General features: G+C 68.9%; 19 protein-coding genes. 16 read left to right on the forward strand and 3 right to left on the reverse strand.

Translation table 11 applies throughout. The features are described 5' to 3' along the window. Positions 1-30: 30 nt before the first annotated feature. From QP939_RS04195 to QP939_RS04265, 15 genes are all read left to right on the forward strand, one after another. Positions 31-384 (forward strand): hypothetical protein, encoded by a 354-nt coding sequence (locus tag QP939_RS04195; RefSeq protein ID WP_285455210.1) that lies wholly within the window; start codon positions 31-33, stop codon positions 382-384. A gap of 82 nt (positions 385-466) precedes the next feature. Beyond that, the gene (locus QP939_RS04200) at positions 467-688 is read left to right on the forward strand and encodes a hypothetical protein (protein ID WP_285455211.1); all 222 of its coding nucleotides are present in this window, start codon (positions 467-469) and stop codon (positions 686-688) included. Between the two features lie 125 nt (positions 689-813). Beyond that, positions 814-1,383 carry a hypothetical protein gene (locus tag QP939_RS04205; RefSeq protein WP_285455212.1) on the forward strand — a complete coding sequence of 190 codons (570 nt, stop codon included), beginning with the start codon at positions 814-816 and terminating at the stop codon, positions 1,381-1,383. Continuing rightward, on the forward strand, positions 1,380-2,258 hold the full coding sequence (locus QP939_RS04210; protein WP_285455214.1) for a hypothetical protein: 879 nt from the start codon (positions 1,380-1,382) through the stop codon (positions 2,256-2,258). Before QP939_RS04205 ends, QP939_RS04210 begins: the two co-directional genes overlap by 4 nt. A gap of 151 nt (positions 2,259-2,409) precedes the next feature. Beyond that, positions 2,410-2,922 (forward strand): hypothetical protein, encoded by a 513-nt coding sequence (locus QP939_RS04215; RefSeq protein WP_285455215.1) that lies wholly within the window; start codon positions 2,410-2,412, stop codon positions 2,920-2,922. A 53-nt stretch (positions 2,923-2,975) separates the two neighbouring features. After that, the gene (locus tag QP939_RS04220) at positions 2,976-3,560 is read left to right on the forward strand and encodes a hypothetical protein (protein ID WP_285455216.1); all 585 of its coding nucleotides are present in this window, start codon (positions 2,976-2,978) and stop codon (positions 3,558-3,560) included. Between the two features lie 162 nt (positions 3,561-3,722). Then, positions 3,723-4,316: a hypothetical protein gene (locus tag QP939_RS04225; protein ID WP_285455218.1), complete on the forward strand. Its 594-nt coding sequence runs from the start codon at positions 3,723-3,725 to the stop codon at positions 4,314-4,316. Between the two features lie 47 nt (positions 4,317-4,363). Next, the gene (locus QP939_RS04230; protein WP_285455219.1) at positions 4,364-5,170 is read left to right on the forward strand and encodes a hypothetical protein; all 807 of its coding nucleotides are present in this window, start codon (positions 4,364-4,366) and stop codon (positions 5,168-5,170) included. A gap of 91 nt (positions 5,171-5,261) precedes the next feature. Next, positions 5,262-5,645, forward strand: a complete 384-nt coding sequence (locus tag QP939_RS04235) for a hypothetical protein (protein ID WP_137096862.1) — start codon at positions 5,262-5,264, stop codon at positions 5,643-5,645. A 106-nt stretch (positions 5,646-5,751) separates the two neighbouring features. After that, positions 5,752-6,366 carry a hypothetical protein gene (locus tag QP939_RS04240; protein ID WP_137096863.1) on the forward strand — a complete coding sequence of 205 codons (615 nt, stop codon included), beginning with the start codon at positions 5,752-5,754 and terminating at the stop codon, positions 6,364-6,366. A gap of 210 nt (positions 6,367-6,576) precedes the next feature. Further along, entirely contained in the window at positions 6,577-7,182 is a 606-nt protein-coding gene (locus QP939_RS04245) for an adenine nucleotide alpha hydrolase family protein (RefSeq protein WP_285455223.1), read from the forward strand. Positions 7,183-7,347: 165 nt separating this feature from the next. Continuing rightward, complete coding sequence (locus QP939_RS04250; RefSeq protein WP_285459639.1) at positions 7,348-8,307, forward strand: tyrosine-type recombinase/integrase; 960 nt, start codon at positions 7,348-7,350, stop codon at positions 8,305-8,307. Next, a complete protein-coding gene (locus QP939_RS04255; protein ID WP_285455224.1) occupies positions 8,261-8,536 on the forward strand; it encodes a hypothetical protein in 276 nt (91 codons plus the stop codon). Before QP939_RS04250 ends, QP939_RS04255 begins: the two co-directional genes overlap by 47 nt. Beyond that, positions 8,536-8,919, forward strand: coding sequence for a helix-turn-helix domain-containing protein (locus QP939_RS04260; protein WP_285455225.1), 384 nt, complete (start codon positions 8,536-8,538; stop codon positions 8,917-8,919). The genes QP939_RS04255 and QP939_RS04260 overlap by 1 nt, the downstream gene beginning before the upstream one ends. Before the next feature lie 1,151 nt (positions 8,920-10,070). Next, on the forward strand, positions 10,071-11,465 hold the full coding sequence (locus tag QP939_RS04265) for a hypothetical protein (RefSeq protein ID WP_285455226.1): 1,395 nt from the start codon (positions 10,071-10,073) through the stop codon (positions 11,463-11,465). 87 nt (positions 11,466-11,552) lie between these two features. On the opposite strand, the gene QP939_RS04270 is transcribed toward QP939_RS04265, so the two are convergent. Then, positions 11,553-12,137: a TetR/AcrR family transcriptional regulator gene (locus QP939_RS04270; protein ID WP_285455227.1), complete on the reverse strand. Its 585-nt coding sequence runs from the start codon at positions 12,135-12,137 to the stop codon at positions 11,553-11,555. Between the two features lie 105 nt (positions 12,138-12,242). Between QP939_RS04270 and QP939_RS04275 the strand changes: the two genes are divergently transcribed. Further along, complete coding sequence (locus QP939_RS04275) at positions 12,243-14,594, forward strand: MMPL family transporter (protein ID WP_285455228.1); 2,352 nt, start codon at positions 12,243-12,245, stop codon at positions 14,592-14,594. Positions 14,595-14,774: 180 nt separating this feature from the next. Here the strand turns inward: QP939_RS04275 and QP939_RS04280 are convergent, their stop codons facing one another. Continuing rightward, positions 14,775-15,674, reverse strand: a complete 900-nt coding sequence (locus tag QP939_RS04280) for an alpha/beta fold hydrolase (protein WP_285455229.1) — start codon at positions 15,672-15,674, stop codon at positions 14,775-14,777. Positions 15,675-15,689: 15 nt separating this feature from the next. Next, positions 15,690-16,094 (reverse strand): DUF4872 domain-containing protein, encoded by a 405-nt coding sequence (locus tag QP939_RS04285; protein WP_285455230.1) that lies wholly within the window; start codon positions 16,092-16,094, stop codon positions 15,690-15,692. Between the last annotated feature and the right edge of the window lie 18 nt (positions 16,095-16,112).

Consider the following 16,112-nt stretch of genomic DNA (forward strand, 5'->3'; position numbering starts at 1 on the left):
GGTCCATCCAAACGGAAAGGAAGGGCAGGTATGCCTAGCTACAGGCTCACAATCGACGCACGTCGTTCTGACTCGCTGTCGTACGAGTGGCGCACCTTTTACCGGTACGTGCAGGCGGACACGGCAAGCCAAGCGCGCGGATCGATCGGCAACCGATCGGTGGTCAACCCATCGGACGGCGCGTGGTTTGACGAGTGGACCATCACGGCCACGCGCAAGGTCACGCGCTACGAGGTCGTGACAACGGATAGCCATGCGTGGCATTCGCGCGGCATCACGGGCATCACGGTGTTCTACAGCAAGCGCGAGGCCAACAGTTACCTCGCGCGCACGCTCACGGGCTGCAAGCCCAATCAAGGCGCGTTCCTGCGCACGGTGAAGTGAATCCAGCGCCATCGGTACAGCACGCGTGTTGATTCGCGTGCCGTGCCGTAACCGCTGGGACACGACGGAAACGGAGACTCAAGTGTGGTACTCGCACGTGTGGAAACAGGACGACACCCTGATCGTGGTCACCACGGAAGGGGCACAGCTTCGCGGCCTCTCTCAGACGGCCGGCCGACTGGCGCGCAAGTGGGCACGCGAAAACGGCGCGGAAGTTGTCGAGCGCGTGAGCGTGAGCACCAGCGCCACCTACGGCTTCACCGCGCAAGTGAAAGCGCGATACCGCATTCGGAGCGTGAGCTAGCACCATCGTGCGGCACAAAGGATTGGACAGCGCGTAATGGTTGCAACGGTTCTCGTTGTGGATTGTTCGACTCATCCGCGCGCACGCCAGAGAAAGTATCACCTCGCAAGTAAAGGAGTTCGGTCATGTTTGTGTATGGCGTGTCTATCAGCGATGTTCAGAGTGTCGTTCGCGACGTGTCCGACTCCCTGTATGACGGGAATCTGACCGTTCGGACCGGAGAGGACCGCAGCAACCGCGCGGGCCCCCGCGCGAGGTTCACCCTGCGGACGCTCAACAGCGCGGGCGCGGGTGCCAAGGGCAGCGCGTCCTGGTCGGGCAGCGGCACCGGCCCCAACGGGCGACGACGCACGATTTCCGCGTGCTGGCACGCGCACTACGACGTGTTGGCGGAGCTGTTCGCCCGGTTCCCGCACGCACGGGTCGTGACGGCTATCGCCACCTACACGGCGCCGACGTTCCATGACCGTGCTCTGGCGACTGCCTCACTCAATGTCGGTTGCCAACTGTGGCCGGTCACTGCGCCGGAATGCTGCGAGTGCGACCACTCCGTCTACACCGACCGCGTCGACTCGCCCGACTACATGCCCAGCGTGGACGCCATGCGGCCGAGTTCCGACGTCGAGTACTTCCTCGACCAGCTTGACCGCGTTCTCGCCGAGTCCACCTCCCGTGAAAGCGAGCTCGTGTCATGACTGCGCACTACCCGACCGAGTCCGACGCGCTGCGCGCGGCTCGTGCGGATGCTGACTCCGAACGCGCACGCGCCGATGCCGCGGAAGGGGTGAGCTGGCTGCAAGCGGCCAGCCTCGCCGAGTTGGCGGGCCTGGCCGAGGATGTGCGGTGTCTGGTTGCGGATCTCACCGACGACGCGCACAGCTCCCAGCCGATCCCACCGGACCGGCTGCGCCGGTTCACGGCCCAGCTCAACGAGCGCGCGGACACCCTGTCCCGCGCGGCGCGCGGTTACGCGGACGCTCGGGCGACCGACATGGCCTACCCGAGCATCCATGCCGATCTCGACGCGTACGGATGGACACCCCGTCCGGACCGGGACCTGGACGGCACGTTGCCGCCGATCCCGATCACGGAACTGTCCGACCGGCGGGGCTACCGGCGCGGCTGGCAGCGTGGCGCGGAGTGGATCACCCTGTGGTTCACCGGGCCCCATGGGCTGGCTTACGCCGATTCGAGCCGGTACGGCCGGCTGTTCGAGGCGCGCGAGGTCCGCGCTGTGATCACCTCCCCGCCACACGGTGCCGCAGACCAGGATGAGCCGGTCACTACGCGACCGGCGACGTCCGCGATCCCGTTCGATGCCACGTTCGAGCAGGTGGCCGAGCACATGCGCGCGGCCGGCTGGGGTTCCCCGGCCGAGGTCTACCGCTGCGACGCACGCGGGAAGCGCCGGGCGAACGGCAGCCGGACCTGTGCGGTGTGGCGCCGGCCGAGCAATTCCGCCGCCCAGCTCTCCGTCTGGGGACGCCAGGGCGAACCCGCGCAGGTCCGGTACTGGGGAGGCCCGGTCGTCGATCTGGCCACCCTGTCGCGGATCACCGAATCCCGCTGAGCCGACACCAGTGGATCACCATCCGGCGCGTCCGAAGCGGCCGATTCGGACGCGCTCCCCGCCGGCCGACCGTTCCCTGTGGACGGTCGGCCGGCCCTGTCACCACCCCTCTTTCTCTGCCTGGCCACGACATCAGGAAAGGACACCGGCCATGCCGACCGATCGCACGTACAGCCTGCTGCTGACCCTCGACGACAACCACAGCGACCGCACGCGTCACCTGGTCGCCACGGTGGTCTCCGTCGACGAACAAGGCCACCTGTACTCAGCCAGCGAGTACTGCTCGCCGGAGGAGGCAGCGCTGGCCGACTTCCGTATTACCGCCTTTCTCGACTCCTCGGAGGAACACGCCTGGGGCTTCTCCCACGGCTACCAGCCCTACCTGGTGGACCTCGACCGCGCGGAAACGATCGTCCGCACCCTGCGCAAGATCGCCAAGGGCCTGGACAAGGCCACCACCGAGCAGGGGCACGTGACCGACTTCGCCGACTACCTGTTCCGGGTGGCCAAGATCCTGCGCATCCGCTCCTTCTACCTGCGCAACTCCGACCGTCGCCGCGAGATCACCGGCCAGATGTTTTCCCAGGTCGACGCGACCAGCGTTCAGCACTGGGTCCGCGAACAGGAACAGCAGTACGCCAAGCAACCCGCTCACGCCGGCTGAGCCACCCCGGCGCTCGATTCACCGCGACCGTCCACACAGCACTGGAGCACGCCATGACCACGCTCACGCTCGCCCACACGATCGCCGGCCACCTCGGGCAGGGCTGGCACGCCTACACCGGCAAGGCCGCCGACGGCTCGGAGGCGCATCTGGCCGGCCCGAACGATCAGGTCCTCGACCTGTTCGACGGCACCAGCACCGGCCGCAAGGCCGACCAGGGCCGCCTGATCATCACCGGCTACCTCGGCTTCCTGCGCAACCACGTCCCGACCGGCATGCAGCGCGACCACACGATCACCGTCGACGAGGCCAAGCCACCGGACAGGATCGCCCGCGAGATCCAGCGCCGCCTGCTGCCGAACTACCAGGCCGCCCTGTCCGCCGCCTGGGACGCCAAGCACGCCAGCGACGCCACCGCCGCCGCCCGCGAACAGCTCGCCGCGACCGTGGCCGCGAGCCTGGGCGTGCAGCGCGACGAGCCGGACACCGATTTCCACTTCGGCACGGTCGACGCAGGCGTCCACGGACGCGTGTCCGTGCGGCCCGGCACCTCCGACTCCGTGTTCACCGTCCACGTCCCGCACGACCGCGTGGCCGAGTTCGCCCGGCTGCTCACCACCTTCGGGCGCCAGCACTGATCGACCCCTGGCTCGGCCGCCCACCAACCGCGTGGCCGCGCCAAGCCCTGGACACAGGTGACCACCGGCCTTCGCTCACCTCCCCATTCCCGTCCGCCGGCCCCGGCGGGCGCTCGTGCGCGCATCCGTTCAACCACCCGGCCTGAGAGGACCGATACCGCCATGACCACCACCCGCACAGCCGCCGCCATGGCGGACGTTCTGGACTGCGGCCACCCCGCCACCCCGGACACCAGCGGCACCGGAGCGACCGGCTACGCCATCGACCCCGCCACCGACGCCACGAGGTGCTACCCGTGCTCGGACGAACGCGAACGCGAGGCCATGACCCGCGCGAACACGTTCGTCGCCTACGTGTCCACCGACGGCCGGACGCTGACCACCTGGCCCGGTGGGCACCTGGCCACGATCGACCCCGCCGACGCCCACCAGCACGGCCAGCGCATCTACACCCCGTCCGGCGGACGGTGGACCCGCTACGTCTGGCACGCCACCGACGTCGACGGAGGCCGCTGGGGCGGCGTCAACGGCGGGCCCGGCCTGGTCATCCGCATGCGCCGGCTGCGCGTGTGCACCTGGCAAACCGAGGTCGGCAACGGCCGCAGCTCGCGCTACTGCCACCGCCGCGCCACCCACGCCGGCCGCGGCGGAGCCTTCGACCTCTACTGCCGCACCCACGCCCGCCAGGTCTTCGACCTCTACGGCTGGACCACAACCGCCCTGCCACCCCGCGCGCTCGCGCCCGTCACCGCGTGAACCGCGCCACCTGGCCCGAACCCGTACCTGATCCGAGGTGAACGCCCATGCCTATCGACGACCCCACAACCGCAACCCCCTCCGAGATCGACGAAGAGCTCGCCCGGCTCGACATCGAGCACGCCAAGGCCAACGACACCCTCACCGCGCTCACGGCCCGCGTCCAGCGCCTGGTGAACGACGGCATGGCCGAGTACGCGACCGAGTTGCGGCCCCGGATCGAGCAGGCCCGCCAGACCATCGCCGAGTGCGAGGCCGCCGCGCGCCCCCTCGATGCGGAGTTCGAACGCCGGGGCGGCTGGACCCGCGCCTGGCTGGTCCTCAACACCGGTGGCCACGTGCACCGCACTACCGCCTGCCGCACCTGTTTCCCGTCCACCCGGTTCGCCTGGCTCACCCAGCTCTCCGGGCACGACGAGGCGGAGATCGTCGAGCAGGCCGGCGAGGCCGCGTGCACCGAGTGCTACCCCAGCGCGCCGGTCGACGTCCGCAAGCGGCCCAGCCGGATCAAGACACCGGAGCAGCTCGCGCGGGAAGCGGAGAAGGCCGAACGCGCGAAGGCCAAGGCCGCGAAAGCGATCACCGCACCGGACGGAACCCCGTTGCGCACCAGGGGATACGGCCAGATCGAGACCGAGTTCACGGCTCGCCGCTCCTACGCGGACGCGCTGGCCTACGCCCGGCACCTGTCCAGGGCCGACATCGCTCGGCACCGGGACACCATCGCCGACTACCGCGAGGACGCCCAGCTCATTCTGGCCGCCCTGGCCGCGAAGCACGGGCGGACCGAGGACGACCTACGCACCGAACTGGCGCCCAAGGTCGAATCCCGGTGGAAGCGCGAATACAAGTAGCCGCACCAACGCCCGTTCCCCCTTGGCCTGTCCAGCGCACGCATCCTCCGCAGTTCTACGGAATCCCGCTCTCTTACGAAAGGCACTACCGATGATTCTGGTTGAGACGCTGGAAGATCTGGTCCACAACTACCTCGAAGATCCCACCCGTCCCGGCTCAACGGTCGGCAAGGTCAACGCGCAAGACCTCGTCGGCCACGTTGCACAGCACCTCACCGAGTTCGGCGTCGACGTCGGCTTTGCCGACGGCTCCCGGCTCACCCTGGCGGGCACGACACTCCCGCCGCCGGAACCCCGGCGACACCGCCTTCCCCTGGTACTCCAGGAAAACGACGACGGCCACGTTCGCATCTACTGCGACAGCCGCGACTGCGTGTGGTCCTGGCCGCTCTACAAGAACGCACCGGCGCAGGCCAACGGTGACTCGATCACGAACGCCGTCCAGCACGCCCTCCGCCGACACGGCCACGCCTGACACACCACCCACCTCACCCAGACACAAGACCGGCGCGATGCCTCCCCACAGCGAGGGCATCGCGCCGGTTCTTGCTCTCAACCGTTTTCGAAGGACACGAACCCTCATGACTACCAACGACATTCGCGACGCGCGACAACTCATCGCCGAGATAAACCACCCCACCGAACGCCCGCGCTGGGCGTGGTGGGCGCCCGGAGACGCCACCCGATACCACGTCACCCTGCTCAACGCCGCGCCCAGCGACGCGATGCTCGGCACGGCGCCGATCGGAACGTTCCGTGCCCTCGTGATCACCATCGACCTGTACACCGATCGCCCGATCTCGATCGTGGTCCCGCGACCGACCAACGACGAAGACCGGTACACCGCCGAGGAATGGGTCTACCGCAAGTTCCCCGGCGGCTGGTGGCCCGGCATCCGACCACTGCTCGCCGCACTGGGCTGGACACCCAAAACCGACCGCGACACCAGCTACCGCAGCACGGATCACCGAGACATCACCGCCGCGATTGCGCGTGACTGCAGCACAAGCACTCCCAGGACATCGGCCGAGCGCGTCATCGAGCTCCTCAACCAGTACGGCCAGGCCAAGTTCGGAGACGAATGGTGGCCCGGCAACGCCGATTCCTGGCTGGACCAAGCCGACGCTGACGAACTGGCCACGCTTCTGGACGAGTTCGATCACGGCTCACGCCAGAGCCGAAACTCGCTCCAGTAACGAACACCGTCGTAGGCATCCACGTCGTCCTCTACCGATCGGACGGGCCGCCAGATCCGTGTCCCGATCGACCTCGACGACACCGAGCCCTGGCTTGTCCGCAATGCCAAGGACAACACCGCTCCCGTCCATGGATGCCGTAATCAGATCACCGCAACTGTCCGCTCTGGACATCCGCATCTCTGCCTCTCGTCGATGAAGGGGTGACTCATGCACACGTTGACCGCCGACACGCCGGACCTCGCCGCCTATGACGTCATCCTCGTCAATTCAAGCGGTGGCAAGGACTCGCAAGCCATGCTGGATGTGGTCTGCACGCTCGCGCAACGCGCAGGCGTACTCGACCGCGTGACCGTCCTGCACTGCGCGCTCGGGCACGTCGAATGGCCAGGAACCAGCGAGCTGGCGCGCACGCAGGCCGAGCACTACGGGGTGCGCTACGAAGAGCGCCACCGTGAGCAGGGCCTACTGCTCGACCAGGTTCGCCGCCGAGGTAAGTGGCCGTCGGCCTCGGCGCGCTACTGCACCTCGGACCAGAAGCGAGGCCCAGCAAGGAAGATCATCACGCAACTGGTCGCCGAGCTCGGCGATCTGGACCGTCCGGCCCACGTGTTGAACTGCATGGGCCTTCGCGCGGAGGAATCACGCGCCAGGCTACGGAAGTCCGAGCAATGTTGCGCTGGCTGCATCACCGGGCGACGGGGATTGCCTGAAGAGCTGCCGCCTGACCGGTGCGGGTGGCGACCGAGTTCTATCACGTGTGCCCGTGTTGATCAATGCGTGGTCTGCGAACACAGCCAAGCTGGTGTAGTGTGAGCGCTATTGGTGCAATAGGTGCATCATCTTGAGGTAGTCTGCAACGGCTCTGGTTGCGGAGGGTGACGATTGGTCGATGGGGGATGGACGGCGGACGTCCGCCGTTCTGGCGCGTCGTCTGTTGTGCCTGGGGTTGCGACGTTGCATGTGGTGCCGGGTGTGTCGATGCTGCGCCCGGCGGAGGCGGTGTTCGAGAAGACCTTGCAGGGGTTTGCCGATCATCAGCGGGCTCGGCGGTTGGTGAAGGGCACTGTGCGGCAGCGGTTGCGGATCGCCCGGCAGGTGCAGGCGGTGGCGGACGGCTACCCGTGGGAGCCGGTGTGGAACCGGGCCCTGTTCGATCGGTGGTCGGCGATGCTGGCCGACAGCGTGGCCACCTCCACGATGCGCAAGTACCAGAACGATCTCGCGCAGTATCTGGCGTATCTGAGTGATCCCGCCTACGAGTGGCCGCAGGTCTGTCAGGAGCTGTTCGGCACGTTAGCCACGTTCGCGCTGCGGGACCTGAACGCGGTCCGCCATGCGCAGGAGTACATCGGCAAGCCGAGCGGGAACCGGCCGCTGACCCGCGAGGAGATCCGGCGGCTGTTCGGCGGTATGGAACCGGAGATCCGGCGGCTGCGAACGGAGGGGCACAAGGGCGCGTTGACCGCGGCTCGTGACCTGGCGCTGTTGACCACGCTGTACGGCTGGGGTTTGCGGCGTCGGGAGGCGGCGCGGCTGGAGACGCACGATTGGCGGCGGCAGGCGAAGCTGCCCGAATTCGGCGACCTGGCGGCGTTGGCGGTGCGGTGGGGCAAGCCCAGCGCTGGGCAGCCTCCTCGGCGGCGGATGGTGATCTCGGTGTGGCCGTGGGCGGTGCAGACCGTGCAGGTCTATCTGGACAACGTCCGGCCGCTGTTCTATGTCGACCGCGAGGACGACGGCGTGATGTTCCCGACCGAGCGCGATGAGATGATCTCCGAGCGGGCGGTCAACCAGCGCTTCCAGCATTGGCGTGAACTGGCGGGGCTGCCGGATCATCTGGGCCCGCACTGCCTGCGCCACACGTACGTGACCAGGCTGGTCGAGTCCGGCTATGACGGGCAGTTCGTCACTGACCAGGCTGGTCGAGTCCGGCTATGACGGGCAGTTCGTCACTGACCAGGTCGGTCATTCCCACGCGGCGACGACGGCGATCTACACGGCGGTCAGCAGCGAGTTCAAGAACCTGAAGGTCCGTGAGCACCTGGACGCGGCCGAGGAGGCCGCGCTGCAGCGCGCCTTCGCGATGGCCGAGGCGGAGGCGGAGATGGACGACGACTTCAGCGATCACGCGTCAGGCGAGCCTGCTGGCCGCCGGAGGAGGGTGTGATGAACGCGGTGTCCCGGCCAGGGCCGGACGAGCAGAACGACGACGTGCGGGCCCGGCAGCCGCGCTACGAGTGGCGACTGCGTGAGCTGATGGCGGTCCGCAAGAACTGGTACACCACCACGAAGTTGATCCCGGAGTTGCGCAGGTACGGCTTCGAGTTCGACCGCAGTTCGATCTATCGCCTCGTCAGCACCGAACGTCCGCCGAAGATGCCGATCGAGTTGATCCTGGCGTTGTGCAGGATCCTCGACTGCCGCTTCGAGGACCTGGCGGTGAAGCTTGAACCGGAGCCGGCCGCCGAGGAGCCGCGGCGCAGCGGTCCGCGGCCGGCCGTGCCGGACATGCCGTTGTTGTCCGCGGACTTCTTCGACGCCGAGAGCTGACCGGACACCGGGTCACGCACGTGGGGAAAGGGAGAGGTGTCTGCGCCGGCTGTGGACGTGACCGGTCTCTGGTCACCAGCGGGCTGTGCCATACCTGCTACCGCGCCCGCCGGGGCAAAGAGACCTGTGTCGGGTGTGGTCGCCTGACAGTTCCGATTGGACGCACAGCTGAGGGGGTGTGGTGCCAGAACTGCAACGGAAAGCGCCGCGCCGAACCGTGTTCGCTGTGCGGCCGGTCGGGGCGGGTGGCCGCGCGGCGCGACGGGCAGCCGGTGTGTTCGCGGTGCTGGCAGCGTGAGCGGCGCGTCCCGCTGCCCTGCTCGGTGTGCGGGCGGACGATGAAGGCCACGAAGAACAGCCCGCAGGGCCGGGTCTGCTACACCTGTCACCGCAAGACCCTTCCTCGCGAGCCGTGCTGGATGTGCGGCAAGGTCGTCCTGGCCGCCGCCCACACCGACCAGGGAGCGTGGTGCGAGCGGTGCCGCCGGACGCATCTGGCTGAACCGTGCTCGCGGTGCGGCCAGACGGCACCGGTCACCGTCCGCGACGACGAGGAACGGCCGGTGTGTCGGCGGTGCTGGCAGCGAGAGCATCAACGGCCCCTGCGCCGGTGCATCGACTGCGGTGAGGACAAGCCATCGGCTCGGCTCACCGACGAGGGCTCGCTGTGCGAGAAGTGCGACAACCGGCGTGCGCCGGAAGTGCTGTGCCCGCGCTGCGGGAAGACCCGCAAGGTCGGGATCGTAAGCACCGGAGTCTGCCGCGCCTGCGCCCAGCGAGCCATTCCGCATCAGCCGTGCCGCAACTGTAGCCGGACCCGGTTGGTGGCCTACCGCGACGCCGACAGCCATCCGTGGTGCGACGGCTGCCGCCGCCAGACGCGGGCCGAACCGTGCTCCGGCTGCGGCGCCCACAAGGTGGTCTGCGCGCGTGACCACAACGGACCATGGTGCAAAGCGTGCTGGGAGACGGTGCGACCCGGCCCGCCGTGCACCGACTGCGGGCAACGACCGTCGATGCCTGCGCCCAGTGTGGACGGTGTGGCCAGGTGCGTGTCGTGTTACCTGGCCGCCCAGGTGCCGTGCGCTCGGTGCGGAACCATCGCCCGCGCCGAACGGCATTGGCCGGAAGGCCCGGTCTGCCTGTCCTGTGTGGACGCGGTACGGCACACGCACGAGCACTGCCACCGCTGCGGTCAGCTGGCCGGAGTGTTCCGCCGCGAGCCCGCCGGACCGTTGTGTCCCGACTGCGCAGGCGTCACCTTCTCCTACCGCTGCCCGACCTGTGGGGCAATGGGCCGTCTGCTGCGCGGCCACTGTCCGTCCTGCACCGCGCGCCGGGACCTGGTCGAGCTGTTCACCCAACCCGATGGGCAACCAGCCGCCTGGTTGGCGCCGCTGGCCGACCTGCTGGAGAACTACGACAACCCGTACTCGCTGTGCCTGTATCTGCGTCGGCCCGGTGGCCAACTCATCCGCCGGATGGTCACCGGTGAACTGGCCTGCTCGCACGAGGCACTCGACGAACTCCGGCAGACCACCGCGGTCCAGCACCTGCGCGGGCTGTTGGTGCTCGCCGAGATCCTCGAACCCCGCGAGGAAGAACTCGCCCAGCTCACCCGCGACGTCCAGACCCTGCTGGCCCGAGTAACCGTCCAGCAGGACAAGACCATCCTGGCTCGCTACGTCCGGTGGCACCTGATGCCCCTCGCTCACCAGCGCGTCGCACAGGATTCGGGCTTCACGCGCTACCAGCGCGAACACCTCCGGCGGAAGCTGGATGCCGCCCGCCTGCTGCTGAGCGACCTCCGCCCCCGCGGCATCAGCCTGGCCGCCCTCACCCAACCCGTGGTGGACCGGTGGCTGATCCGCAACCAGCCCCGCCAGCGTTACGCGCGCCCGTTCCTGCTGTGGGCCGCAACCAGCGGCTTGGCCCCAGCCCACGTCGCGATCGGCACCTCGGCCCACACCGGCAACCGGGAGATCATGAGCGACACCGACCGGGTCCTGCTCGCGGTCAAGCTGGAGACCGACGACACGCTGCCGCTGGCCGATCGGGTCGCCGGCTGCCTGGTTCTGCAATATGGGCAAAGCTGCTGGCGCCTGGTCAACCTCACCGCCGACGATGTCCTCGCCCACCCCGACGAACCCGGCGTCCTCGGCCTGCAACTGGGCCGCGACCCCTTGTGGCTGCGACCCCGGCTGTCCGCGCTCCTGCAGCAGCTCGTCACCAACCGTCGCCCACTCGCGGGCGCGCTGCGGCACCACCCGACTCCCTACCTGTTCCCAGGGCTGCGCCCCGACCAGCCGATGGTCTCGGCCACCCTGCAGACCCGGCTGCGCAAGGTGGGCGTCCCCAGCGCCCGCACCGCCCGCAACGGCGCCTGGCTGTCACTGGTTGGCTCAGTCCACTGGAAGATGCTCGCCGACCTGCTCGGCGTCGCCGACACCACCGCCAGCACCTGGCACCGGGAGAACGGCGGCGACCGCGCCAGCTACGTCGCCAGCCGCCTCCGCCAAGGACAACGCACCACCGGGCCCGAGTAACCGCGCCCGAGGGCTGCGCCACCGGCGAGCGCGAGACTGACCTGCGGATTGGGCACGGCGCGACTCCTTTACCGTCGATCGAGACGTTCAGCGTGGGGGCATCGGGGTGGATCGGGTGGGGTTGAGCGCGTCGAGGAGCAGGCTCAGGTAGCGGCGGCGGGTTCGGCGGTCGAGGTTGGTGGTGGCGAAGGCGGTGGTGGCGAGGGCGAGCAGCACGGGGATGTCTTCGGGGGTGATGTCGGGGCGGATGTTGCCTGCTTGTTGGGCGGCCCGCAGGATGGGGGTGAGGGTCTCCATGCTGCGGCGGAGCAGTTCACCGGTGACCTCGGTGAGCTGTCCGATTGACGCGACCAGGCCAGGTTCTCGCAGGATGACGTCGCTGATTCGTTCGGCGACGTCGAGCAGGGCGGGCCGGGATACTCCGGTGTCGGCGAATGTGGCGAGTGCGGGTTCGATCTCGGTGGCGAAGATCTGGTCGTAGACGGCGCAGGCGAGGGATTCGCGGTTGGGGAAGTGCCGGTACAGGGTCGCGATGCCCACACCGGCCTCGCGTGCGATGTGGGCGAGGGGTCTTGTGCCGTCGCCGGTGGCGAACGCCCGGCGCGCGGCGTCCAGGATTCGTGCGATGTTGGACAGCGCGTCCGCGCGTGACGACATCGGCTGTGAAGCCATCGCCCGTACCGTCCTCTCGGTTCCCGAGCGCACCACGGCACCCTTGTGGGTGATAGTTTACTCTCGGTTCGAGAGCTTGCTATCACTTGTCGCAAGGGAGTGTAAGTGTCGACGCTGCTGTATCGGGTGGGACGGTTCGCCTACGCCAGGCCCTGGCGGGTGCTGGGCGCGTGGTTGCTACTGCTGGCGGTAATCGCGGTCGCGCTGATGGTGCAGCCCGTACGGCTGACCAACGAGATCCGGATCGACGGGACCCCGGCTCAGGAGACCATCGACCAACTGGCGAGGTCGCTGCCGGCGGCCTCGGGCGGGCAGGGCATGATCGCGTTCGCCGCCGAGGACGGCCAGCACGTCGACGAGGGGGCCAACCGGGCGGCGGTGCTGGCCGCGGTCGACGGGATCTATGGCGCCGATCATGTCGTGGACACCAGGCGGATGCTGGCCGAGGAGGTCGCGAAAGGTGTGGACAGCCCCCTGATGCGCGCCGCCGGCGCGATTGAACGGGTGCGGTCCGCGACTGCGCCGCCGCCGGGCGCGCCGGTACCGCTGGTGATGGACGGTCGGCCCGTTCCCGGGGTGGTCGTGTCGGCCGACCGCACCGTGGCGCTGTTCCAGTTCCAGTTCGACCGGCAGACGTTCGAACTGCCGGCGGGTACCGTCGACCGGGTCGTGGGCGTCGCCGAGGACGCGGTCGACGGTGCGCGCATCGACGTGTTGCCCTCGTCGGTCATGCTGCAGGTGCCGGACGTACTGGGGGTCGGTGAGATCGTGGGCGTGGTGGTCGCGGCCGTGGTGTTGCTGCTGACCCTAGGCTCCGTGGTCGCAGCCGGGCTTCCGCTGGCGACCGCGTTGCTGGGGGTGGGGGTCGGCGTCGGTGGCGCGTTCGCCCTGTCCGCGGTGTTCTCGATGCACTCGGTGACGGTGGTGCTGGCGCTGATGCTCGGTCTCGCAGTCGGGATCGACTACGCGTTGTTCATCGTCAACCGGCAGCGGCGGCTGATCCTGGACCAGGGCCTGACCGCGCACGAAGCGGCTGGGCGGGCCCTGGGCACCGCGGGCAACGCGGTGTTCTTCGCCGGTAGCACGGTCATCATCGCACTGGTGGGTCTGCTCGTGGTGAACATCCAGATTCTCACCACGATGGCGCTGGTCGCGGCGGCCACCGTCGCGATCGCCGTGCTTGCCTCGCTGACCGCCCTGCCCGCGCTGATCGGTCTTGTCGGGGAGCGGATCTGCTCGCCGGCTGCCCGGCGCACCGCCGGGCGGCGTGCCCGTCGTCACCCGGTGGCCCACGCCTGGGCCACCGCCCTGACCCGCAGGCCGCTCGTGGGTGCTGTCGCGGCCATCGCGGTCGCCACCGTGCTGGCCGTGCCGGCCCTGGCCATGAACCTCGGCCTGCCCGCGGGTTCCAGCTACGACACCGGCACGCCGCAACGCGACAGCTACGACACCGTGGCCCACGCGTTCGGCGACGGCTACAACGGTCCGCTGATCCTGGCGGCCACCAGCACCGACCGAACCGCCCTCCCACCCGAACGGCTCGCTGGCCTCTACCGGGACCTATCGGCGACGCCCGGAGTGGCCGCGGTGAACCTCGGCGCGCTCAACGACACCGGCACGACCGCGCTCCTGTCCGTCGTCCCCGCCACCGGCCCAACCGACGAGGCCACCGCCACCCTCGTCCGGACGCTGCGGGAGCAGGCCCCGCGACTGGCCGCCGCCGACGGCCTCACCGTCGGGGTTACCGGGTTCTCCGCGCTGGGCATCGACGTCTCCGACCGGCTCGCCGACGTTCTGCCCACGTACGTGGCGGTCGTGCTCGCGCTCTCACTGATCGTGCTGCTGCTGGTGTTCCGCTCGATCCTCGTGCCGGTCAAGGCCACCCTCGGTTTCCTGCTCAGCATCGGCGCCGCGCTCGGTGCCACGACCGCGGTGTTCCAGTGGGGCTGGGTCCAGCAAGCCCTGGGGATGGACGCGACCTCTCCCGTGCTGAGCATGCTGCCGATCATCGTCGCGGGCGTGCTGTACGGGCTAGCCATGGACTACGAGATGTTCCTCGTCTCCTCCATCCGCGAGGCCACCCTCCACAACGACCATGGCCGCGACGCGGTCGTGCACGGTTTCGAGCAGGCCAGCCGTGTGGTCGTGGCTGCTGCGGTGATCATGTCCGCCGTGTTCGCGGGGTTCGTGTTCAGCCCTGAACCGATGATCGCCCAGATCGGTTTCGCCCTCACCGTCGGTATTCTGGTCGACGCGTTCGTCGTCCGGATGACGCTCGTCCCCGCCATCATGGCCCTCTTCGGCGATCGCGCCTGGTGGCTTCCGCGGTGGCTCGCCCGCGCCCTGCCCAACCTCGACATCGAAGGCGACCGCCTGTACGAGGCGCTCCGCACCCAGAGTCGTGACCGGCCGGCGGCAGCCACGGTGATCACCGCACCCGGCGACAACCGTCCGTAACGACAGTGAACCGCACCCGCCCGAACAAGCCCCTGTCGGACCGGCCTGCATTCCCTCACGGGGCCGCGGGTCTGTCGCGCTGGACACTCCCGAGCCCGCGGACAGGCTCAGTCCCCTCCGGTAGCGGCGGAAGGCCAGGGGATCAAGGCCGCAGGAACGGTGCCGGGCGCTGTCTCGGCGTCACGTCCCTGGCCCGCTCCGCTTTCTCAACTCGGCACGTGGAAGAGGCAGGAGGTGGTTGAGGAAGTCGATCAGGTGGTTGGTGAAGATGTCGTTGTCGTCGCCGGCGACCATGTGTGCGGTGTTGGTGACGGTGGCGGTGTGGGCGGTGGGGATGTGGTGGAGAAGGTGGTCGACGGAGTCGTGGTTGACGATGTCGGATAGTTCGCCGCGTATGAGCAGGGTGGGGATGGTGATCTGTTGGGCGGCGGTGTCCATGCGGGTGGTGAGGTCGGTGAGGCCAGCGGTGTCGCTGATGAACTGGAGCAGTTGCGGGTCCCAGTGCCAGCGCCAGCGGCCGTCACGGTGTTGGCGGAGGTTCTTGCGGAGTCCGTGGGGGGTGGCGGGGCGGTTTCGGTGGGGGTTGTAGGCGGCGATCGCGGCGGCTGCCTCGTCCAGGGTGGCGAAGCCGTCGCGGTGGCGGGTCATGAAATCGAGGATGCGTGCGGCGCCTGCGGGATTGATCTGGGGCGCGATGTCGACGAGTACGAGGGCGCGGGCGATGGTGTGGTCGGCGTGCGCGAGCAGTGCGGTGATACCGCCCATGGAGGCGCCGATGAGCACAGGGGGGTCGTCGAGGGTGCCGGTGATGTGGACGAGGTCGTCCACGAGGTGATCGACGGTGTAGTCGTGGGGGTGTGCCCAGTCGCTGTCACCGTGTCCGCGGGCGTCGAGGGTGAGTGCGGTCCAGCCGTGCTCGGCGAGCCGGGCGGCGGTGTGGTGCCAGGAGTGGCGGGTTTGCCCGACGCCGTGGAGCAGGACGGTGGTGCCGCGCGGTGGGGTGGCTGGTGGTGCGGTCCAGTGGTCACCGGCCAGGGTGAGTCCCGCGCGGCGGTAGGTGAGGGGTGTGGGGGTGGTCACGGCGTCTCCGGGTCGTCAAGAGTTGAGTTCGCGGGCGAGGAGGTCGAGTAGATCGGCGCCTTGCTGTTCGAGTTCGGGGAGATGTTCCGCGGTGTCGGCGAGCGCGGTGACGCGGGTGGTAGTGCAGGTGTCGGTGGTGGCGATGCGGGCGAGGTCGTGCCAGTGCTGGGTGAGCTGGGCGTAGAGGTCGGCGGCTTGTCCTGCGATGGGCAGGCCGGTGCGCTGGTTGAGGTAGTGCAGGTAGTCGGCTTGCAGTCGGCGGAACAGGCTGCCGCCGGTGCCGGCCTTGTCGATGAACGCGGCCAGCGCGGTGAGCACGGTGTCCAGTTGTGTGGGGGTGAACACGTCGTGCCAGCGCCGCAGGTCGTCGACGAAGACGCTGAGGCCGTCCAGGCCGGCGCCGTGCACGAGGTCGGTCACCCCGTCGAGTTGACCGGC

It is taken from the genome of Amycolatopsis nalaikhensis, assembly GCF_030264295.1.
Taxonomy (GTDB): domain Bacteria; phylum Actinomycetota; class Actinomycetes; order Mycobacteriales; family Pseudonocardiaceae; genus Amycolatopsis; species Amycolatopsis nalaikhensis.